The organism is Alcanivorax sp. HI0044 (assembly GCF_001634945.1).
This window is the reverse complement of sequence record NZ_LWEZ01001666.1, coordinates 1-1,073: the sequence shown is the minus strand read 5'-3', so window position 1 is coordinate 1,073 and position 1,073 is coordinate 1. Positions and strand designations below refer to the sequence as shown.

The following is a 1,073-nucleotide window of genomic DNA, read 5'->3' as shown; positions in this document are numbered from 1 at the left end:
CGTTATAGCGTGCATTCCAAGGTACAGCGCCTGCCGGTGGAGCCGGTGAGCCAGGCCAGTGCCAATCAGCGGGCCGGGCGTAGCGGCCGCGTAATGCCGGGTATCTGTTTCCGCCTGTTTGACGAAGACGATTTTCTCAATCGGCCGGCGTTCACCGACCCGGAAATCCAGCGCACCAATCTGGGGGCAGTGATTCTGCAGATGGCAGACCTGCGCCTGGGCAAGGTCGAAGATTTCCCCTTTATCGAACCGCCGGATGGCCGGCTGATCCGCGATGGTTACCGGTTGCTGGATGAGCTGGGCGCGTTGACAGAAAAACAGACGCTGACCGCACTGGGGCGGCAGCTGGCACGTTTCCCGCTGGACCCCACTCTGGGCCGAATGCTGGTCGCGGCGGCGGAAAAGAAAGTGTTGCGCGAGGCCTTGATCGTGGTGTCCGCACTGGCCGCCCAGGATCCTCGGGAACGCCCCCATGATAAACAACAGCAGGCGGATCAGGCCCACCAGCCTTTCACCGACAAGGAATCGGATTTCCTGTTTTTTGTGAAGCTGTGGCAGTGGGCGGATTCCCAACGCGAAGCCCTGAGCCGCAACCAGTATGAGAAGCTGCTCAAGAAAACCTTCCTGTCTCCCACGCGAATGCGCGAATGGCGCGACACTCATCGTCAACTATTATTGCTGAGTAAAGAGCAGGGGTGGGAGCTGAACGCGCCAGTGGAATCCGGATTGCCGTTAAGAGAACCTGATAAGGCAAAGAGCAAAAACGGCGATAACGCTCCTCCGTCCCCGCTCTACGCGCCGCTGCATCAGGCGTTGCTTACCGGGTTGTTGGCTAATGTCATGCAACGCACGGAAGAGGGCGAATGGTTGTCGACGCGAAACCGCAAGCCCCTGGTATGGCCGGGGTCGTCACTGTCAAAGACCAAGGCGCGCTGGTTGATGGCGGCAGAGCAGGTGGAGACCAGCCGGTTGTTCGCCCGGACCGTGGCAAAAACCGATCCGTTGTGGATCGAACAGGCGGCAGGGCACCTGCTCAAGCGACAATATTTCGAGCCGCATTGGTCGAAAAAGCG

1 protein-coding gene is annotated in these 1,073 nt (G+C 59.7%); it reads left to right on the top strand.

The annotated features are described in order from the left end of the window. The coding region (locus A3730_RS25110) for an oligonucleotide/oligosaccharide-binding fold domain-containing protein (RefSeq protein ID WP_304439536.1) at nucleotides 1–1,073 on the top strand (1,073 nt) is incomplete at both ends.